The sequence below is a fragment of the Emticicia sp. genome (genome assembly GCF_043780375.1).
Classification (GTDB): domain Bacteria; phylum Bacteroidota; class Bacteroidia; order Cytophagales; family Spirosomataceae; genus Emticicia.
Map to the genome: position 1 here is coordinate 1 of NZ_JAYWCU010000097.1, position 25,299 is coordinate 25,299.

At 33.5% G+C, this 25,299-nt stretch carries 23 protein-coding genes and 1 tRNA gene; 1 reads left to right on the forward strand and 23 read right to left on the reverse strand.

Annotated elements, in window-relative coordinates:
- Nucleotides 1–103 precede the first annotated feature (103 nt).
- The 23 genes from ACH2CJ_RS07130 to ACH2CJ_RS07240 form a co-directional block, all read right to left on the reverse strand.
- Nucleotides 104–331: a hypothetical protein gene (locus tag ACH2CJ_RS07130; RefSeq protein ID WP_394991626.1), complete on the reverse strand. Its 228-nt coding sequence runs from the start codon at nt 329–331 to the stop codon at nt 104–106.
- A gap of 11 nt (nt 332–342) precedes the next feature.
- A complete protein-coding gene (locus ACH2CJ_RS07135) occupies nt 343–1,479 on the reverse strand; it encodes a hypothetical protein (protein WP_394991628.1) in 1,137 nt (378 codons plus the stop codon).
- 3 nt (nt 1,480–1,482) lie between these two features.
- The gene (locus ACH2CJ_RS07140) at nt 1,483–5,028 is read right to left on the reverse strand and encodes a hypothetical protein (protein ID WP_394991630.1); all 3,546 of its coding nucleotides are present in this window, start codon (nt 5,026–5,028) and stop codon (nt 1,483–1,485) included.
- Nucleotides 5,029–5,073: 45 nt separating this feature from the next.
- On the reverse strand, nt 5,074–6,594 hold the full coding sequence (locus ACH2CJ_RS07145) for a hypothetical protein (RefSeq protein WP_394991631.1): 1,521 nt from the start codon (nt 6,592–6,594) through the stop codon (nt 5,074–5,076).
- Between the two features lie 13 nt (nt 6,595–6,607).
- Nucleotides 6,608–7,033 carry a hypothetical protein gene (locus ACH2CJ_RS07150; protein WP_394991632.1) on the reverse strand — a complete coding sequence of 142 codons (426 nt, stop codon included), beginning with the start codon at nt 7,031–7,033 and terminating at the stop codon, nt 6,608–6,610.
- A gap of 1 nt (nt 7,034) precedes the next feature.
- Entirely contained in the window at nt 7,035–8,207 is a 1,173-nt protein-coding gene (locus ACH2CJ_RS07155; protein ID WP_394991634.1) for a hypothetical protein, read from the reverse strand.
- 890 nt (nt 8,208–9,097) lie between these two features.
- Nucleotides 9,098–9,508: a putative toxin-antitoxin system toxin component, PIN family gene (locus tag ACH2CJ_RS07160; protein WP_394991635.1), complete on the reverse strand. Its 411-nt coding sequence runs from the start codon at nt 9,506–9,508 to the stop codon at nt 9,098–9,100.
- A complete protein-coding gene (locus tag ACH2CJ_RS07165) occupies nt 9,505–9,735 on the reverse strand; it encodes a hypothetical protein (protein ID WP_394991636.1) in 231 nt (76 codons plus the stop codon). Before ACH2CJ_RS07165 ends, ACH2CJ_RS07160 begins: the two co-directional genes overlap by 4 nt.
- Before the next feature lie 14 nt (nt 9,736–9,749).
- Nucleotides 9,750–11,408, reverse strand: a complete 1,659-nt coding sequence (locus ACH2CJ_RS07170; RefSeq protein ID WP_394991637.1) for a restriction endonuclease subunit S — start codon at nt 11,406–11,408, stop codon at nt 9,750–9,752.
- Between the two features lie 2 nt (nt 11,409–11,410).
- Nucleotides 11,411–12,841: an N-6 DNA methylase gene (locus ACH2CJ_RS07175; RefSeq protein WP_394991639.1), complete on the reverse strand. Its 1,431-nt coding sequence runs from the start codon at nt 12,839–12,841 to the stop codon at nt 11,411–11,413.
- 11 nt (nt 12,842–12,852) lie between these two features.
- Entirely contained in the window at nt 12,853–13,986 is a 1,134-nt protein-coding gene (locus tag ACH2CJ_RS07180; RefSeq protein ID WP_394991641.1) for a PD-(D/E)XK nuclease family protein, read from the reverse strand.
- Nucleotides 13,983–16,391 carry an EcoAI/FtnUII family type I restriction enzme subunit R gene (hsdR, locus tag ACH2CJ_RS07185; protein ID WP_394991643.1) on the reverse strand — a complete coding sequence of 803 codons (2,409 nt, stop codon included), beginning with the start codon at nt 16,389–16,391 and terminating at the stop codon, nt 13,983–13,985. Before hsdR ends, ACH2CJ_RS07180 begins: the two co-directional genes overlap by 4 nt.
- Nucleotides 16,392–16,609: 218 nt before the next feature.
- Nucleotides 16,610–17,623, reverse strand: a complete 1,014-nt coding sequence (locus ACH2CJ_RS07190) for a nucleotidyl transferase AbiEii/AbiGii toxin family protein (protein WP_394991645.1) — start codon at nt 17,621–17,623, stop codon at nt 16,610–16,612.
- Nucleotides 17,616–18,212: a DUF6088 family protein gene (locus tag ACH2CJ_RS07195; protein WP_394991646.1), complete on the reverse strand. Its 597-nt coding sequence runs from the start codon at nt 18,210–18,212 to the stop codon at nt 17,616–17,618. Before ACH2CJ_RS07195 ends, ACH2CJ_RS07190 begins: the two co-directional genes overlap by 8 nt.
- A 170-nt stretch (nt 18,213–18,382) precedes the next feature.
- Nucleotides 18,383–18,562, reverse strand: a complete 180-nt coding sequence (locus ACH2CJ_RS07200; RefSeq protein WP_394991648.1) for a type I restriction-modification system subunit M N-terminal domain-containing protein — start codon at nt 18,560–18,562, stop codon at nt 18,383–18,385.
- A 187-nt stretch (nt 18,563–18,749) separates the two neighbouring features.
- Complete coding sequence (locus ACH2CJ_RS07205; RefSeq protein ID WP_394991650.1) at nt 18,750–18,944, reverse strand: hypothetical protein; 195 nt, start codon at nt 18,942–18,944, stop codon at nt 18,750–18,752.
- A 2-nt stretch (nt 18,945–18,946) separates the two neighbouring features.
- On the reverse strand, nt 18,947–19,276 hold the full coding sequence (locus ACH2CJ_RS07210) for a hypothetical protein (protein ID WP_394991652.1): 330 nt from the start codon (nt 19,274–19,276) through the stop codon (nt 18,947–18,949).
- Between the two features lie 176 nt (nt 19,277–19,452).
- Nucleotides 19,453–20,346, reverse strand: a complete 894-nt coding sequence (locus ACH2CJ_RS07215; protein WP_394991654.1) for a toprim domain-containing protein — start codon at nt 20,344–20,346, stop codon at nt 19,453–19,455.
- A 158-nt stretch (nt 20,347–20,504) separates the two neighbouring features.
- A complete protein-coding gene (locus tag ACH2CJ_RS07220; RefSeq protein WP_394991656.1) occupies nt 20,505–21,872 on the reverse strand; it encodes a phage/plasmid primase, P4 family in 1,368 nt (455 codons plus the stop codon).
- 81 nt (nt 21,873–21,953) lie between these two features.
- Nucleotides 21,954–22,259 (reverse strand): helix-turn-helix domain-containing protein, encoded by a 306-nt coding sequence (locus ACH2CJ_RS07225; RefSeq protein WP_394991658.1) that lies wholly within the window; start codon nt 22,257–22,259, stop codon nt 21,954–21,956.
- Nucleotides 22,260–22,347: 88 nt separating this feature from the next.
- Nucleotides 22,348–23,136, reverse strand: coding sequence for a hypothetical protein (locus tag ACH2CJ_RS07230; RefSeq protein WP_394991659.1), 789 nt, complete (start codon nt 23,134–23,136; stop codon nt 22,348–22,350).
- A gap of 8 nt (nt 23,137–23,144) precedes the next feature.
- On the reverse strand, nt 23,145–24,344 hold the full coding sequence (locus ACH2CJ_RS07235) for a site-specific integrase (protein WP_394991661.1): 1,200 nt from the start codon (nt 24,342–24,344) through the stop codon (nt 23,145–23,147).
- 174 nt (nt 24,345–24,518) lie between these two features.
- Nucleotides 24,519–24,589, reverse strand: a tRNA-Cys gene (locus tag ACH2CJ_RS07240).
- Nucleotides 24,590–24,736: 147 nt separating this feature from the next.
- On the opposite strand from ACH2CJ_RS07240, the gene ACH2CJ_RS07245 reads away from it, so the two are divergent.
- On the forward strand, nt 24,737–25,294 hold the full coding sequence (locus ACH2CJ_RS07245) for an RNA polymerase sigma factor (protein WP_394991662.1): 558 nt from the start codon (nt 24,737–24,739) through the stop codon (nt 25,292–25,294).
- Nucleotides 25,295–25,299 lie beyond the last annotated feature (5 nt).

Sequence of the window (25,299 nt, forward strand, 5' to 3'; positions counted from 1 at the left end):
TCATTCCCTTCTATGCCAAATTATATATGCAAACTTGATAAAAATGATTTAGATAAAATTGTACTTATCTAAGATTTTATCGCAAAATTCGCATTATTAATATTTAACGATTTGATTTGAAAAAGATAATTATAGCTATAATGGCTGAGATAACGCCACCACCAATACACAATGAACCAAAATTGTCTTTTTCACTTCCCAAAACACCTGCCAAACCATTATTTATCTGAACCATAGTAGAATTGTTATATGAAATGCCATAAAAAATGAGTCCTAAAGCCAATAAGACAAGGATAAAACAAATGATAAGGGATGTATTTTTATTTGTCATGTTAGTAAAACTTATTCAAATCTTATTTTAGCTTTTGTACGTACTTTCCAAATATCCCCTTCTTTTACGGCAATGCCTGGTATTTTTGTTACTATCTTTTTGGCATTAGAATTGAACTCTTCATAATCACATACTGGATTAATATATGTTTCGGGGTAAATAACAGCACTTTGAATAGTATTTGGATTATCTAAAAACCAGAATTTTGCTTTTGTTTCGTCATGCTCTAATTCAAAACGATAAAACGAACTTGTTGGATTGGCTTGGATTTGACGCATATCTCTAAAAATACCCAGACCATCATCTGTTGGGGTTGGAATGGAGAGATAAAATTGTTTGGCAACCTCTTGTGTGGCAATTTTAGCAATATTTTGTGACGTTGCAACCTCTTTTTCTACCTGTTTTTCTACATTTAATTTACTAAAATTATTTTTAAAATCAGAGTATTCTTTCTCTAAATTGTCCTTCTGCTTTTGTAGAATAAAGTATTTTTCTTGCCATAGTCTTACAGCGTTATCATCGAATTCAAATGTTTCCCTTTGTGATTTATTGAAAATATCATCCTTTAATGCGATTTGTTCAGTCAATTTTTTTCTGTCAAAAAGATAGAGAATTAGTAAACTTATTAATCCCAAAAATGAAACAATACTTATCCAAAACCAAAGACTTTTGTATTTTTCGAGTTTTATTATTTTTTCATTAAGTTTATCTATTTCTGAATCATCGGCTATAACTTCTGAATCATCTGCTATGATATCATTTGTCGAATCTGCTATACTTGGAGAAAAATCTGATATGGGTTCGGTTGAAAAACCCTTTGGATTTTTCTTAATAATGCCTGCAATCGTTGCTTTTAATTCGCTTACTAATTTGTCAGGTTTGGGAAATACTATTTCTAAATCTTTTTGTAGTAATTTTAAACTATCATACGATATGCAAGTTTTTACTATATTATTTTGGTAAAAATATATACGTAAAGAAATAACAGGTTCTTTTTTAGGATATGTTTTTTCGAGTCTATCATAATAATCCTTAACCCAATCACGTTCTCCCTGTTTTTTCAATGCCATTCGATTCCCTTCACATTGTCCAAACGCTGATGTGATGAAAAAACTAAGCAATAAGGCACTCAATAGTAGTTTTTTCATGATTTATTTGGCGATTTCGGTGGCTAAATTATTAATTCCCTTGATGAGCGGATAAAAGAAAAGTGTTTCTTCAACAGGGTCTTTCTTATCTGATTCAGCTTTTTTGTGTGAGAATCCAATTTTTACGTTTTGAGCCAAGTCTTTCAGAAGAATTTTCTTGTACTCGTCCAAATCACTGGTGTTTACATTCAGTTTTTGCTTGAAATTGAAGTCTTCATTAAGGGTAAATAATAAATCTATGAATTTACGCACTTCTTCGGCCACTGAACTCAGGGTATTTTCATCAATTTTTTCGTAAGTATCGCTTCGCACGCCAAAACGGTCATCAGCACTACCAATCAATACAGCTTTTATCTTTTCGATTAAGAGGTCTTCTTTTCCATCATCTGGCGTATCAAATTTCAAACTATTGCTTCGCTTCAATCCTCCTTTACATGTAACCTCTTTAGGGGAATCTTGGTCCATAATTACTTCTAAATCATCTTCGTGATAGGGCATTTCATATACTTTTTCAAAAATCAACTTAGCTAATTGAGCCAAAACAGTTGTTTTATTACTCAATACTCGTAGAACTTTTGAACCATTGCCGCTAAATGCCAAATAACGAGGCATCTTGAAGTTTTTAATTTTCATGATTTTGGCAATATGATAAATCGTTGCTGTATAAAAAATCAAGAAAATAATTTTCAATGAATCGTCTTTAGCAAGCATATCATTGAAATTCAAATTTGTTTTCTTTTGTATTTCTTTATTGTCTTGCAATGAAAAGAAAAAAGCTATAATATCTTCCGAATGTTGGCGGTTTCTTATAGCCTCATAGGCTCTAATAAGGTCTTGAAAACCATTGTCTTTCAAAAGTTGTTTAATTTTATCTTCATATTTTAATACAAATCCATTCCGATTTGCCGCACCTTCTTGTGCAAAAGCATCGCCAAAAATTGCATTTGCTGCAAACCGAAATGAAGTCAGACAGACAGGCTTATCTTCCTCAAAAATGACGACATCACTCGTGCCACCACCAATATCAACGCAAACAGCAGGATAGTAAACAGCAGCAATAGCGGTTTGTTTGCCAGCTCCATGGGCAAACCAATAAAATGGAGCTGTACTTTCAGGAATTCGTTGAGGATAATTTTTGCTGGTAATTATTCTTTGGTAGTGTTTGTTCCATACTCCTTCAAAATAATTCCTTCGAGTTTCGAGCATACTTAATGGATAGAACCAAACTAATTCTGTTGCTTCCAAATTTCCACCGTTCAACAGAATCTTATTTCTTATTAATATTAACAAAGATTGAATATATCCTTCAACCCTTTTTTCTTCTCTATCATCAGTCTTATAATTTGACCATTTTAAGTTAGTTGCAGGATTATAAGAATCATCTAAATTTTGTTTTTCATAAAGAAATGCTGGATTAAAGTCCATAAAACCAAAAAGGTTTTCAGACCATTTAGGCGAGTTTTCTAATAAGGCAGTTCGAGTAGGAAAAGAAGCTTTCTCTTCTTTATTTATTCTTTCAGGAATCATCTCGACAGGAATAATAAGGGCTAAAATAGCTGCTGCTGTACCATTAAAAGAACTATCTTTTGAAAGGAATCTTGGGTCATGTAGTGTAGCGATTGGATTGTCTTCTTTATTTATTTCCAAAGGCATAGCCGTTGTATTTCTTACCGTTTTATACTCAATATGGGTATTTGTTGTACCAAAATCTACCGCAAAAGTGAACTTTTCACTCCCCATTTCTTTGCTAACTTTATCAAATCTTGGAAGAATAATTCCTTTTTTGCCCCCAACTTCGACCGATATATAATCAAAGTTTTTTTCGACACTATAATATTTAGTAGTTGCCGCAAGCCCCACATTTTGCTTCTTTTTACTACGTTCTTTTGGAGGTGGCGTAAGAATATATTGATTATCTTTATTTATAAATTTAAGATTATAATCATTAGAGAATGTCAAATAATCAATGTCTCTATCGACTACTTGTACCCTGTAAAGAGGATTAAATCCTTCACTTTCGATTCTTAAAAAAGGCATTACATTTACACCAAATTGGAGTTCGACAATCGAACCACCCACTCTTTTATTTTCATCAGGAATAAGCGGAATACCACTAATTGAGTCTTTATATACACGTTCAAATACTATGGGTGGCTGGCCAACTTTCATAGGAATAGAAAGCGTTACTTTTACAGCACTTTCCCCTGCAAGGTTTTCCATTTTGATACCAACCTTACGACCCTGTCCAATTGTTAAATCTTCTACATCAAAAAAATCAAAGAAATCTTTTTTAAGTGGCAATAAATAACTTTTTGTTAGTTCATTTCCGCCCGATAATCCACCATTAAAAAAACAATCATTATTTATTGGATAGACTAATCGAACGATATTTGGCTCTAAAAAATCACTAACAGTAAGCCAAGGGTAAAAATCTTGTTGCCCAGGTAATCTACGTTTATTTTCTCTCCAATCGTCTGCCACATATGATGGTACAGGTTGGTCTTTATTCCAATAATCTTTTGAGTAAATTAATCGCCCTTGATAATTGTTTTGCAATATCATAGGTTTCAATTTATCGGGGTAAAGTCTGCTATATTTTTCTGATGGAATAATGAAATCACTGATAGCCAATTGTGCTGGGTCAACTTTCACTTTCTTGATACGAAATCCTTCCAAAGCTGTTACTAAATCGCCCGATTGCGAAACCAAATCTTCAAATAAATCATTATAAACGCTTGAAGTCAATTTTTCGGCATCCGTCCCAATTTGTTGCCATGCCACATTATTTTCTTTTTTCAATAAATCGAGGCTACGTTTTAAATAAGCCGAAACTTCTGGGAAATGCTTCATAAAATTGGCTTGTTTGCTGAATCCATGCCAAAATTTTTGGTATTCAACATCTCTTTTATGAAGCGGACAAAGGTCTTTATCAAAGAGTTTATCATTGCCAAACTGAATATCAACAAAACTCAAATCGTTGGGTGAACTAAAAAATATCGTTGAAGGAGAAGTACCGCCAATAATTCCTGAATCTTTATCATCGGTATATCTCAAAATATAAACAGTATCCATCAAATCAAAGTTATAGCCACCGCTTCGCTTATCATCATCTGATGCTTTTGCTGTACCACCATCTTGTTTGAGAAATAAGTCTAATGCATTTCCAAATCTTTTATGCCCTGTTAATGGCGAATTTTTCAGACTTTCAAGACCTATTGCTTTATCCCATTTAATGATTTTTACTTTATCTTTCAATTTATCATAATTGAAAAATATTTGTCCTACATCAAAACATTCCGACACCAAACGTTTATCATTTGGCTCACCATCAAGTGTTTCATTTTGAGATAATTTGGCAAATGCAGTACGCACCAAATCAAACCTTGCAAAGGGACTCGGAATTGATGTTGGAGGTTCTTTTGTATTACCTCCTTCGGGGTCAATGATACCATCTATTTCTTTTTTACCATATTCATTCTGGCGGCTGTACCAATGTTCGCCATTCCCTTCATTGGTATTATGAAGCGTGAGTGTTTTAGTCTTTGACATATATTGATGGTATTGAATTCAGAAATTGGCAGTTACGCATGTAAACTAATTAAGATTCTTGAATAAGTTAGAAAACTTCTCGTTCAGAAAGGTATCTGAACCACTACCAAAAGCTTTAAAAAACTTGTCTTCCACACTACTAAAATGTTTTCTAATACAAAATGAATTAAGCGATTCATCCAAAGCTCTAAAGTAATTTTTATCAGCCAAGGGGTTCCAGCTTTTTTTAAGTTCTACGCCAACTATTAATTGAGCCAAATCTGCCGTTAAATTAAATGGCTGAAAACCACGTGTATTACGTGCCATTTCATTCAGCCATTCAAAATAACTCCTTTTGAAATCACCCAAATGAGTTTTATAAAATAATCCACTCATAAAACCTCTATCAATAATTTTATTATCCTCACTTAGCCATGGTAAGGTGGTACCGACGACATTACCTAAATGATACTCCATATAAAGATTTAAAAGTGTCATTTTGGTCAAATCTCGGCAAATGACTTGTAGCGTGTCGTTACCCAGATGTGAGAAGTCTAACTTATTTGCTTCACTTCTTATTCCAAACTCTTTGTAAACAGATTGAAGAGGAAGGCCTTTTTCATTCTCTAAATCACTATTATCTGTTGCTGCAAAATCAACAATTGCCATGGCCGAAGCTAATTCTACAAAATGAGCATCGTTTTTCTGCCCATTTTCGCCTGGGTCGTACTTATAATTATTATTTAATTCATCACCGATATAATAAAACTTATTGACTGATTTATTGACACCTCTACTATAATAATGCAATGCAGCCTTTGCTTTTGAGTAAAAAGTAGCTTTATCTACTCTTTTTTCATCATTTGGTTCAAGACCAAAATAAGGTAGCACAGTTAATGCACCAATTTTAGCATTTTTCAAATATTCAGGGCTATCCAACTCGCCTGCTTCTGCTCCACGAATATTTTTGAGGATAATTGGAAAACCAGCCGCTCCTGTTCCTCCAAAAATTGAACTGATAATAAAAATCCTATCGTCTTTTGCGAAATTTGCAGCAAATTGTTTGAATTCTTCTGACTCTTTGAATTGATTTAAAACGACACTTCCAATATTAGGATTTCCAACAAAACCAATATTCATTTCGGTTGCTAAATTTTTCTTAGAAAATAACAGGCTCGCTAAATCTTTGTTGGGTTCATACATTTCAAAACCATCGGCACTACCTGAAAGATTATCAAAGTCAATATAATTACCAAAAGTTTCGTTGCTCACTCCTTTTAGTTCAAAAGTGTAGTTATCAGCTATCCTGTCATTATTGCTAATGATGTTTTTCAGTGTTTTTATTTCCGTCCCAAAAAACTCACTCGTCTTTGGTTTTTCGGTGAGCGAATCACGAATTTTTTTATAAGTTTTCAACAAACTTTCGGTTCGTTTCAAATCTTCATTCGATTTATGAGGGTCTATAATGATTGGTATAACCTCTGATGTGTTTTTTAATTCTACACCTGAAGCCAAAAGCATAGTCAATGCTTTTACAACTCTTGAGCCTGTTCCGCCTATTGCAAATATGAATAACTTTGATGCCATAAAATAATTAATTTTAGAAAGGTGTTTTACGGCAGTTTGTACTCCACCATTTAACGATAATTGAGAAAATAGCAAAATAAAAGCAGGCCAAAAGAAACATTTGTAGGCTAAACATAAAGAAAACAGAATCACCTTGGTCAAACAAAAATCCAGCAGGCGGATTTGAGGGGTCTCTTAAAATTTCTCTTCCTGCCATCGAAAAACAAGTTAAAATATTAACAATAAACACAATTATAGCACTTATAAGCATTGTAATTAGCCAATGTCTTTTTTTGCAAAACCTTACGCTATTGATAAAGTAATAAAACGATATTGCACAAAAAAGTGTAATAAAAAACGCTGAAGGTGTTAATGACATTATTAAACCTTCGTCTATAAGGTCTTGTAATAATGAACCATCTACAAATAGGTTGTAAATATTAATAAAAAAATTTTCCATTTTAATCTTCTAATTTTAAGGTAAGGGTAAAATAATAATTTTTATCACTGCTACTTTTTGGTAGGTTAAATGAATTATCCAAGCCTTTCATAATACTATTAATACCAAATGTTTGCGTTGCAAAAACTGATTTCGGATTTATATTAGTGTCATCGCTTGAATGAGTATCCGTTACCCATTTTGGAGGAAAATTTCGCTTAAATTTTATGGTTACTTCTCTTTCTCCCCTTGCAACTTTACTTGCTTCTAAAATTAACTTGTGCGTAGTGCCATCAGTTCGATTAAGCGATTTTACAGTTTTTAATTTAAAACCATCTTTAAAACCATCAATTTGGTAGTTTTCTATATTTGTAATTTCGGATTCCTCCAAAGCTCCTTTCGGAAAACTAACTGCTACACAAATGGTTAGTTTGTCGGTACTTCGGTGCGAAGGTTTAACATCTTTGATAACATGAAGCCCATTTTTGTTTAAATCTCTATCACCTTTATTAAAACTCCCTTTTCCTTCGGAATCATTTTGTAAAATAGTATAATAAGGAGCAGATAGGAAGGAGCCGTTGCTAAAGAAAATCTTATTTTGAAAGTCTGGCAATTGCTCAAAACTCCTAATTTGGCTATATAAACCATCTTTCAGGAATTTTTCCATCGTCTGGTTCTTTGCAAAAAGACAAACATAATAAGGACGATTTCCTTTATATGTTTTGCCTTTATTCGGAGAATTATAAGAATAATATACGCCTTGATAATCAGAGTGAAGTTTGATAATCAAAACAGATGTATTGGCGGCATTAGGTGAAAATGTCATTTGACAAAGTTGTTCGGCTTCATCCATAATTTTTTGTGCTGATTTTCCTTGACTATTTTTGCCCGAATATATTAAATCGCTAAAAAGAATACCCATTTGGTCTTGCTTCAAATCGGCAAGAATTGTACTAAAAATTGTTTGAAAATCTGTAAAACCTGAGTTTCCAATTTTTGTTTCAAATATACTTTTTGAAGTTATTAATTGCTCAAAATCTTTTGGGTAAGGGTAAACTTTATCATTGACAATAAAAACTTTAGGTATTTTTGGCTTAACTTTCTCAAAGCCTTGCATCAATGTAACAAGCGTATTTTTAAACTGTCCTTTGACACTGGGGCCATCATAGAAGTACATACTACCGCTATGTTCCAAATAAAGTTTAGGTTCTATAAGAGTATTTTTGGGGACTTGTAGTGTTCCTTTTTTTTCGGTATTCTCGTGAGTTCGTTCACTCTTACCACAAGAGATAAATAAAAAAATTAGAAATAGAACCGAATAAGCCTTTATCAGTTGCATACTAAGTAAATTTTCGATGTAGGAATAATTATCAACAAAAGTTTCAGTAACAAAGAAGGATATTTCTTTGCAATATAGCAGTTTTGTTATACCTAAATAAATTTTGTTTCACATATTTATCTTACGGTAATATTCACAACCTTTGTAAAGGTTTAAGCGGCTATAGAGCCGAAATAATATAAGTAGTCCGCAGTCAATAGTCGGCAGTCCACAAAAACATAAGTCATTTATTATCAATTATTTACACTAAAAACATTTGTCGACTATTTGAAGTTAACTACTTGACAGGCACTTATTTCCTTATCGTTTTGTGTTGGAGAACTAATAAGCTCAGAAACTTAGACACGATAAATATCTAAATCACGCTTTACCAATTGTTGATGTTCCTTCACAATTTCACTGAGAGAGGTCATAAGTTGATTGTCTTCCATGATTAGGTTAGTTTTCTCAAAAACTGTTGAATTTATTTGTATTTTGTTTCTGAAAATAATAATATTTCTTTCTAAATCTATAAATAAATAGGGTTCTTAAGTGTTTGATTATCAGTAGTTTACTGGATTTTTATTTGTAGTTTCTTTCTAAATTTCTTTCTAATTTATTTGTAATATGCTTAGTGTAATAGTTTGAGGTGCAATATCATAAAAAAAGCCGAAATCAAGAAATTGACTTCGGCTTAAAACTTTATGGTTTTCAATAATTTGAAACTTCCAAAACGTAAGGATTTGTAATTGTACATTTACCAAATACTATTGATTATCAACTAAATTTTTAAATTCTTGTAGTGTGATAGCTTGCACTTTTGGAAAAGGGATACTACGCAGAACTTTAAAATGCTTATCATTCGTAATAATATAGTCGGCATTTGAGGCTATGGCAATATCCACAAATTTATTATCGTCGTTGTCTTCTTCTATCAATTGCCATTTATAAAATGCTTCAGCTTGCTCGGTTTGGGGCAAATTTAATAGTTCATCTAAAACTATTTCAGCGAAATATTCAGAATAAAACCAAGCTAATTTTTCTTCGTATTCTTCAATGATTTCGTTTGATAAAATCATTATCAATTCGCCTGTTCGTAACATTTCATAGAGCCACCTTTCCGATGAGCGTTTCGGGGCAATGGCTAACAAAATATTGGTGCCTATCAAAACTCTCATTTATAGGGTGTGCGTAAATGAGTATTCAATAAATCATCAATGGTTTGTTGGCTCATGCCTTTTTCTTCCCAAAGTTTATCTGACTCAGTATCAATTTTTTGGGCGTAATAGTTTGATAATAAAGACTTTATTGCTGTTAAATCTTGCTCGTCCATTGGGCGGGCAAACATTTTGAGCAAATGCAACTGCACAGCATTGAGTTTGGTTGCTTGATTGGTTGTTGTCATTTCTTAATTATTTTTTACAAAGATACTTCTTTTTCCTCCACCTCAAAAGCCCCATGCAGCAAGGCTTTAAGCAATTGCTCGGTGGCTTGTTGGTTGGCTATGATGTGTGCCTTTAGTTCTTTGGTTTTGCCCAATTGCTTTTCTATTTCGGCTACTATTCGCTGCTGCTCGGATAGGGGTGGAAGGGGGATTAAAAACTGTTCAAGATTATATTTTGGTAAACCTTCTCTTCCTGCACCTGTTGTTGATGAAAAAATGAATTTCTGAAAATAAGGAGATAGGACGGTTTTATGAAAGAAACTTTTATCAATTTTCACTGGGCGAATAATGCAAACGTGCTGACTAACATTGCCCTCTTCAAAATCTTCTGGTACTAATGCACAACGTCCCATTGAACCACCTGTAATATTTAGTAAAATATCGTTGGCAATTACGGTTGTTCCATTCATTTGTTTTTGAACTTCACCTGAAATGAATTTTATATCATCATAGATTAAGCCTTCATTATAAATATTTTGAGAACGAAAGAATGGAAAACCAGTTGTTGAATAATTACTTCCTTGTGGAGTGCTTCCCGAACCAATTTTAGAACAAACTTCCCCCAACCTACACCAAACCCAATTTTCGGGTATTTCAAAAGGGATTTCTTCGGGCTTGATGGGTGGCAAAGGTTTTTCTTTTTTGCCTATTTTGGCTTTTTCTGCTTTTATTCGCTCCAATAATTGGTTGGCTGGCTCATCGGTGGGGTCTTGTGGTACTAATTTCCCTTGCACCGCTTCTTGTAAAATAGCTTGGTTTAGGTTTTCTATGAGGGTGAGTTGCTCAGAAATTAAAGTAAAGTTTTCGGATGCTAATAATTGCGATTTGTGCAGGGTAATAATTTTTTGCTCTATTTCATTATTAAAATAAATCTTGTTTGAATCTAAATTATTATCCTTAAAATCATCAAAAAACTCCACAATACGTTCTTGCTCAGAAATAGGAGGAAGTGGGGTTAAAACTTCTCTAATTTGATTCAAATGTAGATTAGGAACGCCTATACCTCTAAGTCTTTCATTAAATTGTGATTTTGCAATTTTGGAGTTAATAAAATATAAAAGATATTTTGGGTTTATTCCATTAAGTGGACGCAGTAACGCTAAACTTACATAAATATCAAATACAATATCTTTATCTACAATAGCAGCTACGCCCGTTGTTCCATTTTTTGCTAACAATATATCATTAAGTTTAGGAGCAACACGTTTGTGCATTTCTAAATGTTGCTTTTGGTCTATATACTTGACATTATCCCAGTCTATTTTACCGCTCGTTACATTTTTTGATGATAAAAAAACTACTCCATCATTAAAATAAGTTGGAGTTTGGTGTGTGCCATCAGTAATATTACCACAAATATCTTTTAACCTGCACCATAACCAATTTTCAGGAAGTTTAAATGGTATTTCTTCGGATTTAATAGGTTCAATATGATTTTTTTTAAAGATACTTTTCTGATTTAACTTTTCTTCCTGTATTTGATTAAACAAATCTAAACTATTTTCATTACCCCAATTTTTTATTTTACCCAACTCTACAAGAAGAATTTGGAAGTAACTATCAATGTTTTTTTGAAAAATTTGTTCCCAATCTTGTGTAATACTTCCCGATTTAGATTTTCGTCCTCTGCTCATATTTAGTTTTTATCTAATTCAGCTAATATTGCCAATGATTTATTAAATGAAATTTGAAGTTTATTGATAATCGCTTTTCTATCATAAATCACTTCCTCTACTACTTTATTTGGGTTTTTAATATCCAAATCATAGCCACGCTCAATGATAGTATCAATCGAAACTTTCCAAGCTACCTCGCTTTCTTGGCGGTTGTGCCACCATTGTTTTATTGGCTCAAACTCGGCAACTTTTATGGTTTTGGTCTTGCTATATGCTTTTTGCCCTTCGGGTAGGGTGTGTTCGTAGTACCAAATATCTTTGGTTGGAGTGCCTTTATCAAAAAACAAAAGATTGGTATTTACAGTAGCATAAGGAGCAAAAACGCTTTGTGGTAGCCTTATGATGGTGTGTAGGTTACAGTCTTTCAGTAGTTTTTCACGTACTCGTTGTTTCACACCCTCGCCCGTGAGGCTGCCATCGGGTAGTACAATTCCTGCACGTCCGCCAGTTTTGAGTAAATGAATCATCAGAATCAAAAACAAATCGGCACTTTCTTTTGTACGGAAATTCTGCGGAAAATTCGACTCATTACCATTGGCAACAATGCCACCAAACGGCGGATTTGCCAATATTACGTTTACTCGGTCTTTTTCGGTAAAATTGCTCAAAGGTTGGTCGAGAGCATCGCCAAAACGAATATTTGGCACTTCAATATCGTGCAAAATCAGATTGGTAGTAGCCAACAAAAACGGCAAAGGTTTATATTCCCAACCTGCAATATTTTCGGTTATACTTTTGAGTTGTTCAACGTTATTGGCTTGTTTTTTCAGATGCTCAATGGCACAAGTCAGATACCCACCAGTACCACAAGCAGGGTCGAGAATCCGCTCGCCCAATTTGGGGTTGATGGTGTCGGTAATAAAAGCTGTAATGGCTCTTGGCGTATAAAACTCACCACTTTTGCCCGCACTTTGGAGTTCTTTCAAGATACTCTCATATAGCTCGCCAAAAGCGTGGCGGTCTTTGGCAATATTAAAATCAATTTCGTTGAGCTTGTTTAGCACCTTGCGGATATTCGTGCCGCTTTTCATGTAGTTGTTATTGCCCTCAAAAACCTCACGCACTATCAAAGCCCGACGGTTGCCAGTCGAGACATCAATGCTGCGTAAAGTTGGAAAAAGTTGTCTATCAACAAACTCTAAAAGCTCATCGCCAGTCATACCTTCGTCGTCGCCCGCCCAGTTGCCTTTTTCATTTACCCAATGAAACGCATCAGGAATCGGACTTATATAATTATCGTCGGTGAGTTCGAGTTCTTTGTCTTTATCTGAGAATATTTTTAAGAAAAGCATCCATCCGAGCTGCTCAATTCGTTGGGCATCACCGTTGAGTCCAGTGTCTTGCCACATTATATCACGGATACTTTTTATTGTGCCTGAAATGTTGGTCATAGGGGTTATAATTATTCTGATATTTTGATTTGGGGTATTATTTCGTTGAGTTTGGTGATTATTTCAAGATTATCAATCTCAAAGGGTGAATGATGATTTTTATAGACAATAAAACCACGCTTTGATTTCTCGAAATTATCTTTGCTTTGAGAAAAATAGTCTATTGATTCTAAGAACGAATATTTATTATCAACTTTATTTCCTCGAACAAAGATTTCAATATTGACATGATGTAAGGTAAAAGAACAATTTAAAGCAACATTTATAGTATCATTTCCTCTTTTTAAGTAAAATTCACGCACTAATACTGACTTGTCGTATATCCAGAGATTTTTCTCATTAGAATTAAATATCTGTTCTTTTATCTTCTTTATTTTTTCATAAACTTCATACCAAACCTCATCATAGGCTTTATTTACTTTTTGAATGTTTTCTTCATTTTCAGTTACAAATTTAACCAACTCAGGAGATAGTGTCATACTCTTATCAAGGTTTTCAATGCTTGTCATAAAATCAATAAAATATGCTAAATACTTTGTATCAGCGTTTTGTATATATTCACCAAGGTTAGTTTTAACCTTGTTAAAAAGCTCATTGAAGGTTATAGATTTAAAGCCTTTTTCGGCATCTTCATTTAAGCATTCTTTATCGCTTTTTAATGTTTGAGGTAAATTTTGGGCTATAATTTTCTCAGGAGCAAGTAAAACATATAAAGGTTTAAGTTTGGAATATTTTACCTCTACATGATTTTGATAGTAAGATAATTGATTCGTAAGATGATGATAGATTTTATTTTCTATGGCTATAATATGTTCATCCGTTTGAATTAATAAATCTATTCTTTTAGCATCATCGGTTCTTACTTCTCTATTTACATTATCTCGTTCTGTTTTAATTATCTGTTCAGCTAAATCATCTTTATCAATCGCTTGGAGAAGTGATTTTAAGAGTAAGTTTTTTAATCCATGAGGTTGTGATGTGTCAAAATAGAAACGAAGAATATTACTACAAACATTTTCATAGTGTGGATATTCTGTAATTTCTAAAAATGTAGGATTTTGCTCAATAATCGGTGGTAAATCATTGAATTTTAACATCAAATCATTAAGGGCAGTTTGTAATTGGTGATGGTACGTGTCTATCATGCTGTTTTATAAATCTCGTTTTCTAATTCCTTAATTGCCTGTAAATACTTGTTTTTACCGCCAAAAGTGGTGATAATCTCGTAAGCCGAACCAAATTGGCTCAATGGCTGCACTTTTAGAATATCAATATTTTCTAAATTTTCAATGCCCTCTTCTCCATATTTCTCTAAAAGCGTTTCGAGAATCTTGCGAGCTTGTTCGCCATATTTCGTAAAATAGTTGCGTTTTTTTACACGCTCTACTCGGTCTTTACGGCTCAATGGTGGCTGCTCAAATGCAATATGACAAATAAGGTCGAACAAATCAAAATCTTTGTTTACGGCTTCTTTTAATGAATCAATTAAAATGCCTTGCTCTTCGAGTTCGGCAATGATGGCATCTTTTCTATCGGTAGCATTCCATTTATTCAAAAACTCATCTAAAGAATTATATCTTGCCTGAATAATATCTTTGGTATAATCTTTTAGGCTTTTAGTAATGGGCTTGCCATCGTTATCAAAATACATTTCACGCTCAACCAACAGCGTAACCTCCACACCATTGACAAATACTTTGGTGCGTTTGGTGGCTGCTGCAAAAAAATTCTTTGTTGTATAAGTCTCTTTTGTTTCGTTTACAGCGTTTTCGAGTGCTTCTGTTTCCTCTGCATCATATTCGCTCGAAATTGGAGCTTCTAAATCGTTTTCCTCCGCTACAATTTCCTCAAAATCAGTTTCTTCAGTTATTTCTTTTATCCGAATCGGCTCACCATCAAAATTTTTATCTGCAAAAAGTTCAGTGGCACTTCTAAAATCCATGATGGTAAAATATCGCTTACCAAACTCTTCATTGATACGAGTGCCACGACCGATAATTTGTTTAAACTTAGTCATTGAGCCAATATTGGCATCTAACACAATCAGTTTGCAGGTCTGGGCATCAACGCCAGTGGTCATTAACTCCGATGTAGTAGCAATGACTGGATAAGTTTCTTCGGGGATTATGAAATTGTCTAATTCTCGTTTACCCTCATCATTGTCGCCAGTGATACGCACTACATATTTATCATTTGCTCGGCAAAGGTCGGGGTTTTGTTTTACTATCTCCGACCTCATTCTTTCAGCGTGTTCAATGTCCTCACAAAAGATAATCGTTTTGTCAAAACGGCTGGTTGCTTTCAAGAAATCGCTGATACGTTTCGCTACTTTTCGGGTTCGCTCTTCAATTACTAAGTTTCGGTCAAAGTCTTTGAGGTTATAAACCCTGTCCTCAACGAAATTGCCTTGTTTGTCGAGTTTATCTTTTTCTGGTCGCCATTGTTCCGCTCCCGAATTCATTCCGAACTGCATTTTTAGCACTTTATACGGAGCTAAAAATCCATCATCAATGCCTTGTTTGAGCGAGTAGGTGTAAACAGGGTCTTTAAAATACTCAATATTGCTCGTTTCTTTGGTTTCTTTTGGCGTTGCTGTCAAACCGATTTGTGTGGCATTGCTGAAATACGCTAATATTTCACGCCAAGCACTATCCTCTTTGGCACTACCACGATGGCACTCATCAACGATAATAAGGTCGAAGAATTCGGGAGAAAATTGCTTGTAGATATTTTTATCGTCTTCGTTACCTGTTAGTCCTTGATAGAGTGCTAAATATATTTCGTAGCTTTTATCTACCTGACGGTGTTCTACAACCGTCATTTTATCCTTGAAATGCTTAAAATCTCCTTTACGTGTTTGGTCAATCAATGAAGTTCGGTCGGCTAAAAACAAAATGCGTTTCTTTACGCCAGCCTTCCACAAAATATAAGCTATTTGAAACGCTGTGTAGGTTTTACCTGTGCCAGTAGCCATAATTAACAAAATGCGATTATTACCCTTTGCAATGGCTTGTACGGTACGATTAATGGCTATTTGTTGATAGTAACGAGGCTTTCGACCGCTACCATCGGAGTAATATTTTTGTAAAGCTACTTTCTCAGTAATTGGCGTATCAATCCCTTTGAAGGTTTTATATTTAAGCCAAATTTCTTCGGGACTCGGAAACTCATCTAAACTAATTTCTGCTTCTATGTTTTCGTCGGTGGAAGTTTTGTCATGGAAAATAAAACCATCGCCATTGCTACTAAAAATACAAGGAATGTCAAGCATTCGGGCATATTCTAAACCTTGTTGCATACCTGCACCAATAGAATGATTATTGTCTTTTGCCTCAATGATTGCAACAGGATTGTCTTTGTAGTACAGAATGTAGTCGGCTCTTTTGTTCTTGGCTCGTGTGGTAAGAGTGCCTTTAACCAAAATCTTTCCAGCAGTAATATTGACCTCTTCTAAGTAGTGAATAAGCTTATTCCAACCCGCATTTTCGATGGCAGGTGAAATGTATTTTGTGCAGATGTCTCGTTCAGATAGCAGTTTTTTATCAAACATCACATTGATTATTTTGATAGATAAAGATAGTTTCTTGATAAAAAATCAACATATCTAATCAATTTATGATACGGCAAAAGTATATGTTGTTAGTATGTAATATCAACAATACCCAAAGATAATGAAAGAAGAATCAATAATGCTAATATAGTGCTTAGGATAGGTGAGTAATTTTCTTAGGACGTTTTTCGTGTTTTTGTATTTTTGTGGGGTAGTGGTTATTGTGGGTTATTGATAAGGTTTTGTAATTCACTTAGTTTTTTTATTAAATCATCAAAAGATAATGGATTACCATAAATCATTTTTTCTCTCATTTCCTTATAATCACTTTCCCAAAGAGGTAGTAAATGAGCTGGCGGTATAAAACGAATATGTTGTGGCTGGTGTTTGTCATAATCAATGCCAGAGATAGGTGTAAATCGTTTACGGTGGGCAATTATGGTATCGTACAGCTCTTTGTCTTGTAATGCTATTTGTGCATATTCGGTTTGGCTGAGTTTTTCAATATCGTACAAATGTCGGCTTAGTCTTGCTACCTTAATCTTATCGGCTGGCTTCTGAAATTCCTCATGTAGCAAAAAAACTTTTTCTAAGAAAGTTCGCTCAGGGTTTACAATCGGTATCGTAATCGGACTATCGGCAAATGGGCTATCTTTAAAGTTTTCGGCTACCAATGTGCCAAATGTACGGGGTGTAATAGGTTCTTTTAACGAACGGCAGCCTACTTCTACCAATACACCTGGTTTTAGGTATTCGTCTTTTTCAGTAAGTTTTGGGTAATAAATCTCAATAATCAGTGGGTCTTGGTCATGGTTTTCTACTGCTCGGTATTTTACGTTTACATCCTTAAAGCCCACGTCATTAAATTTTGCTTGAAGTTCAGGTACAAATATTTTAGTCATAAAATCATAAGAAGCACTTTTGAGTTTCTTTACTTGAGTTTTGCTTAGTTCGCCACCAAAACCAATGTATTCTCTATCCAAAGCCAAATCTATATCTTCCGAAAACCGTTCTATCAGATTCCAGCCTTTACTGAGTGAAGTTCCACCCTTAAAAATCAATGCCTTGGCACAATCCATTGAGAAAATAAGAGCTAAGGTATGCACAACCCACCAATCTTTTTCGACAGCAAAAGGAGGCAAACCTATACTATTGCTCGTTGCTGTATAGGCATTTTGTATATTGGTTTCAGAAAGCGATAACCAGTTTTTTATATGAGACAGTTTATTCATTTGTTTCTATTAATCGTCGTATCCACTCAGGAGCTAATTTCAAGTCGTGCTGTAAGTGGTATGGCTTCTCTTTTTTCAGAATCTCTTTAATTTTGTTTATTTCTTCTTCGCTTACATTATCTTTTCCGATGCTTTTTAGTGCCAAAATCGCCAATTTACTAAGCTCGCCAATTGCCGAAAGGTTTTTGGCACTTGCTTTCTTAAAAGTGATGGTTTGCTTACCGATTTTTATTTTTCGAGCAGAAGCATCAGTATAATACACGATATTGAGCGGTACTTGCGTGGTAAGTCCCAGCTTATACATTGCATAGCTACCCGTGGGCATTACTCTGGCTTTATCTCTTCGAGCAATTGCAAGGGCTATTTCGTCAATGCTGGGCATGATAATACCAAAAAACTTGTCATTAATCGGACGTACATACATACCCATTGCCACCCTTTTCAGCTCTTCAGCTAAAACCAATCTTTCTAATGATTTATTAATAGCTTTGGCATTGCCAAAAGATACAAAATCATCTATAAAAAAAACCGTACCCCTCTTGGCTTTTTTTATTTTTGTAAGTATCTTATTTTCAACACTTTCTATCATTATTTCATCTGTTTTTTGTCGCAAATATAACAAATATGTGCGACAAAAAAAGTATTAAAATCCCATCTTTTCTAAATGTACTTTTACTCATTGTTCCAATGCACTTACTTCGTCTGACAAGATAGGTAAAGTCGTTTTGTAGCGTTCGGAAAGCTCCTTAATACGTTGCGTCAAGCGATGGACTTTCCACCTTCTGAAATATCAACCAAAGCACAGCCTTTGTCAGAAACATATTTCATAAACAACAAAACCAATACATAATCTTTGTATTGGTTTGCATCCATACTACCACGAAGTTCATCACAGCCAGCCCATAGAGAGCTATACAACTCAGATTTTTTAATTGCCATTAGGATTCGGGAAAATAATAATAACTTTCTACAACTCAGTAGTTTGTTTTTTCTGTAAAAGTACAATTCTAAGCAAGAATTGTACGAGAAACAAGATGGATTTATTTAGCTGTGTAAGCTACAAAAACAAAAAAGCCTTAAAATGGGTAGATAACTTCATTTTAAGGCTTAGAAGAAAAGTATGATTTTATACTTTTTTTGTTGGATTACTAATTGGCTTTGATGTTTTTGGAGTGTTAAGCGTTTTATTTGGCTTGACTTCACCAAAAGCAGCGAATAACAAAAAGAAAATAAGTATTAGTAAAAGTAAAATCGCTACCCAACGAGCGTGATTTTTTTGCCTTGAAAACGTCAAGACTCCGATTTGCTGAATTTCGTGCATGATTAGATAAATTTATTGGTTTTGAGAAGAGCATTAAGAATATCAATTGGTTTTTCAATGGCAAATTCTTTAACTATACCATCAATTGATTTAAAAGACAGATACGAACCTTTTACTTTTTCAAACATAGGTTTAAGAAGAACTTCGTATTGATTCTTTTCAACTTGATTGATTTGGTTGTCGGCAGTTAATAATTGTGGACTTTTATTCCTCGCAACAATCATACTTCGTAGATAATCAGCAAATGTTGGGAATGAGTCATTATTACTTTGCCACTCACTTTGTAAAACTTCAAATAATTCTGGGGTTACTTTACATCCAATTTGTACCATGATTTCGATTTAATAAAGTTAAACTATGATTTCGTTTTCGATTTCGTGTTGGATTTCAACCGATTTCGAGCTGAAATCTATGATTTTTATCAAATACCTGTGTATTCATTTAAGAAATCGGATGATAGAAGAGAAAAGAAATGATTTCATGTGAAATCAAATGATTTTACACGAAATCAAGAGATTTCAACTGATTTCATGTTTTGTTGGTGGAATTCGTTGAAATCCTTGAAATCGGTGTAGATTTCAGACCTGTCAGATACACTTAAGTTTGCTTCTTTACATTTCTGAAATGCCTTTTTTCCAGCTTCATCATTATCAAAAAAGCAATTTACCCGCTTATACGCTGATAAAGTAGGAATGGTTTTCGGCAATAGGCTCAAAGTATTGAGAATGATGGTCGAATGATTAGGTTTCGATAACTGAAAGTAGGAGAGAGCAGAAAGAAAATCGAAGAAACCTTCAAATACATTGATACTTTTTGAATCCGAAACCTCAATAGTCCGAATAGTTTTAGGTTTTGTAGAAGTCTTAATATCAATTTCGTTAATACGATTACGAATTTCATAACCTCCTAAGTCATTCTGAAATCCTATCCCAAACCATCGCTTACCCTTGACTTCATAAGTTACTTCTTTTAGGTATAGTCTGGCCAATGATACCTCTATTGACCGAGATTGCAAATAATTTAGCAATGCCTTATGCTGCAAAGGTTTCTCGTCTATTATTTCAACTACGCTTTCAGAAATGGTCTCTGTTTGCCCAGCAAAAGAAAAGACAGGGGTAATGCCTAAGTTCATGTTTTCAAGCTCTGTGATAGCCTTTGTGAAGCTGCCTTCGTTAAACTTTGTAGCTAATTGAATTATATCCCCACCACTTTCGCCCGAACCAAAGTCATGGTATTTGTTATCATTGAGATAGACATAAAATGAAGGCGTAGAGTCTCCCCGAAAAGGAGAAGAATAAAGCAGTGTATTGCCTCGTTTTGTATGATAACTAATACCTCTCGCATCCAAATAGGCTACGATTGAAATTTGCTTGAGAGCCTGTAATTTATTCTGATTGACCATTTCTTTTTCTTTGTTGGGCAGAATGGAAAAAAATATTGTTTTATTAAAAGCTACATTATTTACATTATCTACATTCAGCTTGATTGACTAAGGCTGTAATTCCTGTAAATAATGTAGATAATTATCTTAATTATTTTTTTTATTTTCACCTGCGGACTTTAAATCGTTTTTTCCAAATAGACACAGTTGCCTTGCTCTTTTCTTTCAATGTTGAATTTTAAATTTTGCAGTCTGACTTTGAAGTTCTTCAAGTTTACAGAATTGAATCCTGATTGTGAACTGTAGAAGCGATAGCTTTGGTAAAGGTTTGAGAGTAAAATATTTTTTTCGTGATGGACTTTATATCCTTCTTCATCAATAAATAAAGCAATGCTATCAGACTCTTTCTTATAAGTTTCAATATACCTATCAACTATTTGGCTATGTGAAAACTTTTTTTGTTCCAAGACTCTTTCTAAACCCTTCATTATCCAATTGAATACTCCTGAAAGCTCTTTTTCAATTATTTTCTTAGGTAAATCAACATCCCTTTCTTCATAAGGAATTGTTACTTCAAATGGAATAATTATAAACCTTCTAAAAAATGCTTCATTGTGTTCTACGTCTTTGGGTAGTTCATTGCAGTTAAATAGTAATTTTGCGTAATCAGACATTATGAAAGGGTCTTTATACAATGCTTTAGCTTCTACCTTTTCTCCTGAAGCTATTTGTTTGAAAATGTTACTTTCTAAGCATCCTTTTATCTCACTACCATAATTTAGTAATTTAGTAGCTATTTTAGCTCTATATGATGGGTCATTTAGGCTTTGTAGAGAAAAGTTTGAGATATTCTGTTCTCCGAGTATGGCATTAATGATTTCAAAGAAAACAGACTTTCCATTTGCACCTGAACCGTAAAGTAGTAGCACTTTTTCAAGTTTCAAATTTTTTATAAATACATATCCAATGTATTCTGCAAGTATATTTTGAAGAGTAATATTGGGTAATACCTTATCTAAATAGCTTTTAAATATGGGTGCTAATGCTTGTGGCTGATATTCAAAAGGTAATTGATATGTAAGAAAATCATCTTCATTGAAGTCCCGCAGTTCTCTTTTTCCTTTAGTTATTTCAAATGTGCCATTTTGCAAATTTATCAAAACAGCATTTGTTTTTCTATTTGAGTTGGATAGCGTGCATGAGCTTAGGAATTGCTTAAATAAGTTTTCCTGAAATCTAAAAAAACGAGCATCAAACATTGATACTCCCATTTTTTCAGATGCCTTTCCTAAAAATGTCTGGAAATTATCTTCTTCAACCAAACTCCAATAAGCTCCATTATTCAAATATATATATCCATTATGTTTGCAGAGTGCATAGCCTTTATTCTTTGCAACACTTTGAATTTCTTCTACAACACATATAAGATAATGTTTTTCAAAAAGTTTCTTATTTTCATCATTGATGAATGCGTAGCCAGCTTTTTCCCTAAAATTGATTTTTTTGACATCTTCTAAAATAGCATTTAGAATTTCACAATTTTCCATATCTTTGTTCCGTGTTTATGAAATTAAAAGTCATAAAAAAGCCGTCTGACCGCCAAGTTGACGGCTTTTTTTATGCTTAAATCAGAAATTAGATTGAGGAGCGGAGAAGAACTTATCGAGGTCGCTGCGAAGAACCACTACATCTTTCCCAATTTTTTTAAACGGAAAGACACCCCCACGCTTGAGATTATCAAATTTTGTTCTGGAGATACCGAAAATGGAACATACTTCTTTCGGTCGAAGAAATTCATTAGTAGGTTGGAGGTACTTTTTGGTAGTATTGATATTAGAATGCTCTAATAATGTTTTGATTTCTGATAATTCTTTGAGAATTACTTGAGTGAAATCTGGTTGGTTTGTTGGAGTAAATAATAATGCTTTTTGCATTGGATTTGTGTTTTAATAAAATTGATAATTCAATGATACACAAATGTAAAACAAAAATGTTTGATAAAAAATAATTAACAATTATTTTTTATTTAATTTCTAAAATTTCTAATTCATTCTTGAATTTATTGAGATAATTTATGACATCTTTTTTGAGCATTTTAGATGGGTCAAAACTATTTTGATAATAATCATTGATTAATTTTTCATAAAAACCATCTTGAATATCTTGTATTGTAAAAAAGCCTGTAATAGAGCCAATCAGATTAAAATCGAATTCTAATCCCATTGAGTTTTCGACAACTATTCGTGATAAAATCCTGAACTCATTCAGACCTACTAAATTTGGAAATCCCAAGAAAGAAAACAATTCTATTAAAAATCCATAATCTTCAGAATTATTTTTAAAGTGTTCGTTCAAACCTTTAAAATAATTTTTTCCATCATTATCAGTAGCTTTTTCTTCAATAAGTCTATTTATACGATTTGCAAATAAGATATTAGCATAATGAAGGACAGAATTATTTAAAATTTCTTTTGAATAAACTTCGTACCAGCTTGATAATGTTAAAGTATCATTTTCTTCAAAAAAAGCACTAATGGATTTTTTTATTTTATTACATTCTTGATTTATAAATAATTTTCCTATTTCAGAATTGTTAAAATCACTTAAACCCTTTTCTGACAACATGATACCTAATCTGCTTGGGAAAAAATTCATTTTACCCTTTGCTCGTACTTCTATATATAATGGATAACAATCTTGATTATAAAATGATAATGATTTTAACCTTTTATTTAGCTTGTAATTAACAGCTATCGTGTACCCTGTCTTATGTTTCTGATAAGTTCGCTTTGTAGTAGTAGTATTTTCCATAGTCTAATCTATTTTTTCCAATCAGTATTTTTTATTCGGTCAAACATTTCCGACAAATCAATATGTAAATACCCACTCGTGGATTTTATATCTCCATGTTGTAATAAACTTTGAGCATACAATAACCCTACTTTCTGTACCATATATGTAGCAAACGTATGTCTGGAAGAGTGAAATGTCAAGTATTTATTTATTTTTGCAAGCTTGGCAATTTCTTTAATCAGTTTGTTCGCTTTAGGGTTTGTAATCCCATAAAATAATCTATCCTTACCTCTCATTATATATTTATTGGCAATTTCCTGTGGTTTTCCATCAAAAAGGTGATAAAGTGGTAATCTAAAAGGTTTATTAGTTTTTTTAGCAGTAATTACTAATTCTAAACCTTCTGGTGTAGTTTGAAAACTCTTTTTTGTCAAAGCATGAACATCAGAGTATCTTAAACCAGTATATGTCGAAAACAGAAACATATCTCTTACCAACTCTATAAGTGGGGTTGATTGACTATCAAATGTTAGATTTTCAACTCTTTCCCACTCTTGGTTGGAAAGCCATGCTTTATTTACACTTTCTTTTTTTGATTTAAACTTTAAATACGGATTTTGGTCATAAGGTAAATGTCCATGATTGATAGCCAGTGCAATATATTTCTTCATTTGTCGATGGCGTTTATCCACCGAATTTAGCTTCATACCATTACCATCTCGACCTTTTCTACTTTTCAAAAACTGGTCATATCCTTCTATTAAAGCATAAGTAAGGTCTTCAAATGCTATTGCTGGACAATATTCCTTCAAAAAACCAAGGTTTGTTTTTTGCTGTTGCCATGTTACAAACTGAATGTTTTTCTTTTCAATTTCAAGTTGTTGGGCGTAGAACTCGGTAAAAGTTAAAACTACTGGTTTTATGGGTTTTGGTTGGTTCAGAATATCGAATTCTGACAATAAAAACTTGCCATTATTATTAAATCGACATTTTTGCTCAAAACCTATTAATTCCTGAATCTTATCTAAAATCAACTTATTTTTATAAGCATCAGAAATGTATTTGGCTTTTAAAGGAGAAGGTTTCCATTCTTGGGGTGTTACATAAATATCTGTGCTAAAATATTTACGATTACCATCTAAGTACACCTCTATCTGGATGAGTGCTTTTCCTTTACTGTTTAGCTTCTTTTTCCTATTGAAAACTACCTTGTATTCTGCTTGCATGATTTGTTTGTGTTTAGTTGCACAAACATACCCTAAGTAGTCAGAATAAAAAGCGGTATCAAACTGGTATCACAAACAGTGTTAAAAGTAGTGATTAAATGTTAAATGAAATGCACTTTTTATAGTGTTTTCACACAAAAAGCACCCTTTTGAGGTGCTTTTAACATTTTTGAGAGGTCCCGAGCGGATTCGAACCGCTGTAGCAGCTTTTGCAGAGCTGAGCCTAGCCACTCGGCCACAGGACCATACTTTTTTTACTATACTGGGTTGCAAAAGTACAAGACTCATGCCAAACTGCCAAGTTTTTTTATAAAAAAACTTTTTTTATTTTTCTTCCGCCAATGCAACCCTATCACTTATTTTTTGCATCTTGCTATTGAACACAAGACTTTATGGCAAAAATTTTATCTTTATTTAGCAACGAGTACGACCTGGCAAAAGCCGTACAGCGACAAGACCCCAAAGCACAAACTCGACTTTATGAAAAATTTTCGTCGAAAATGTTGGCAGTCTGCACTCGCTACGTAGGTGATAAAATGGAAGCAGAAGATATAATGATTGATGGTTTTATGAGAGTTTTTGACAAAATAGACCAATTTACGTTTCAAGGAAGTTTTGAAGGTTGGCTGCGACGAATCATGATAAATGAAGCCCTGATGTATGTCAGAAGTAAAAAAATGATTATAGTAGATTTAGAATATGCCGTTGAAGAACCTAATGAATCATCGTTCAGTACCGATTTAGAAGCAGCCGATTTGATGAAAATAATTGAAGAATTACCAGTTGGTTATCGAACAGTTTTTAACCTTTATGCTATTGAAGGCTATAATCATCAAGAAATTGGCGAGATGCTTGGGATTTCCGAAGGAACATCAAAATCACAATTAAGTAGAGCAAGAGTAATGTTACAAAGCAAAGTAATGAAGTTAGAACAAAAAGCCCTCGGTTAATAAAT

Bases quoted from the DNA above. Each gene is read 5' to 3' on its own strand.
- ACH2CJ_RS07135 (WP_394991628.1), bottom strand. From the start codon at position 1,479: ATGAAAAAACTACTATTGAGTGCCTTATTGCTTAGTTTTTTCATCACA.
- ACH2CJ_RS07180 (WP_394991641.1), bottom strand. From the start codon at position 13,986: ATGATAGACACGTACCATCACCAATTACAAACTGCCCTTAATGATTTG.
- ACH2CJ_RS07225 (WP_394991658.1), bottom strand. From the start codon at position 22,259: ATGCAAAAAGCATTATTATTTACTCCAACAAACCAACCAGATTTCACT.
- ACH2CJ_RS07170 (WP_394991637.1), bottom strand. From the start codon at position 11,408: ATGAGCAGAGGACGAAAATCTAAATCGGGAAGTATTACACAAGATTGG.
- ACH2CJ_RS07145 (WP_394991631.1), bottom strand. From the start codon at position 6,594: ATGGCATCAAAGTTATTCATATTTGCAATAGGCGGAACAGGCTCAAGA.
- ACH2CJ_RS07140 (WP_394991630.1), bottom strand. From the start codon at position 5,028: ATGTCAAAGACTAAAACACTCACGCTTCATAATACCAATGAAGGGAAT.
- ACH2CJ_RS07200 (WP_394991648.1), bottom strand. From the start codon at position 18,562: ATGGCAATTAAAAAATCTGAGTTGTATAGCTCTCTATGGGCTGGCTGT.
- ACH2CJ_RS07245 (WP_394991662.1), top strand. From the start codon at position 24,737: ATGGCAAAAATTTTATCTTTATTTAGCAACGAGTACGACCTGGCAAAA.
- ACH2CJ_RS07165 (WP_394991636.1), bottom strand. From the start codon at position 9,735: ATGACAACAACCAATCAAGCAACCAAACTCAATGCTGTGCAGTTGCAT.
- ACH2CJ_RS07215 (WP_394991654.1), bottom strand. From the start codon at position 20,346: ATGGTCAATCAGAATAAATTACAGGCTCTCAAGCAAATTTCAATCGTA.
- ACH2CJ_RS07220 (WP_394991656.1), bottom strand. From the start codon at position 21,872: ATGGAAAATTGTGAAATTCTAAATGCTATTTTAGAAGATGTCAAAAAA.
- ACH2CJ_RS07175 (WP_394991639.1), bottom strand. From the start codon at position 12,841: ATGACCAACATTTCAGGCACAATAAAAAGTATCCGTGATATAATGTGG.
- ACH2CJ_RS07195 (WP_394991646.1), bottom strand. From the start codon at position 18,212: ATGATAGAAAGTGTTGAAAATAAGATACTTACAAAAATAAAAAAAGCC.
- ACH2CJ_RS07235 (WP_394991661.1), bottom strand. From the start codon at position 24,344: ATGCAAGCAGAATACAAGGTAGTTTTCAATAGGAAAAAGAAGCTAAAC.
- ACH2CJ_RS07150 (WP_394991632.1), bottom strand. From the start codon at position 7,033: ATGGAAAATTTTTTTATTAATATTTACAACCTATTTGTAGATGGTTCA.
- ACH2CJ_RS07160 (WP_394991635.1), bottom strand. From the start codon at position 9,508: ATGAGAGTTTTGATAGGCACCAATATTTTGTTAGCCATTGCCCCGAAA.
- ACH2CJ_RS07230 (WP_394991659.1), bottom strand. From the start codon at position 23,136: ATGGAAAATACTACTACTACAAAGCGAACTTATCAGAAACATAAGACA.
- hsdR (WP_394991643.1), bottom strand. From the start codon at position 16,391: ATGTTTGATAAAAAACTGCTATCTGAACGAGACATCTGCACAAAATAC.
- ACH2CJ_RS07205 (WP_394991650.1), bottom strand. From the start codon at position 18,944: ATGCACGAAATTCAGCAAATCGGAGTCTTGACGTTTTCAAGGCAAAAA.
- ACH2CJ_RS07190 (WP_394991645.1), bottom strand. From the start codon at position 17,623: ATGAATAAACTGTCTCATATAAAAAACTGGTTATCGCTTTCTGAAACC.
- ACH2CJ_RS07130 (WP_394991626.1), bottom strand. From the start codon at position 331: ATGACAAATAAAAATACATCCCTTATCATTTGTTTTATCCTTGTCTTA.
- ACH2CJ_RS07210 (WP_394991652.1), bottom strand. From the start codon at position 19,276: ATGGTACAAATTGGATGTAAAGTAACCCCAGAATTATTTGAAGTTTTA.